The 658-nt window shown below is 72.0% G+C and carries 1 protein-coding gene; it reads left to right on the forward strand.

Going from position 1 to position 658, the window contains the following annotated elements; translation table 11 throughout:
- Positions 1–658 (forward strand): thiamine pyrophosphate-dependent enzyme (locus FUT87_RS26640; protein ID WP_255512058.1); only part of this gene is annotated, 658 nt, incomplete at both ends.

The raw sequence follows: 658 nt of genomic DNA on the forward strand, positions 1-658 counted from the left end.
GCGCTTCTCGCTGGAAGGCAACGAGACGCTGATCCCGCTGCTGGACGCGCTCTGCGCCGAGGCGGCCGGCCACGGCGTGCGGCGGATCTTCCTGGGCATGCCGCACCGCGGGCGGGTCAACGTGCTGGTCAACCTGATGGGTTTCCCGCCGGCGCAGGTGCTGGACCACTTCGATCCGAAGTCGCCGCATCCGGAGCGCCACACCGACCTGGTCTATCACCTGGGCGGCGAGCGCGAGCTGGACACGCCACGCGGCCGCCTGACGCTGACGCTGGCGCACAACCCGTCCCACCTGCAGAGCGTGCATCCGGTGCTGACCGGCCTGGCGCGCGCCTGCCAGGACGCGCTCAGCCGCGAGCGCGCCGACCAGGACGGCCGGCGCCTGGTGTTGCCGCTGATGCTGCATGGCGACGCCGCCTTCGCGGGGCAGGGCGTGGTGATGGAGACGCTGATGCTGGGCGGCAAGCCGGGCTACACGGTCGGCGGCACGGTGCACGTGATCATCAACAACCAGGTCGGCTTCACCGAGCCCAACCCGATGAGCGCCTGGCCCGCGCAGTACTGCACCGACGTCACCCGCATGATCGACGCGCCGGTCCTGCGCGTGAACGCGGACGAGCCCGAGCAGGCGCTGCGGGCCGCCGCGATCGCGATGGCC

This window comes from Mitsuaria sp. TWR114, from assembly GCF_007997345.1.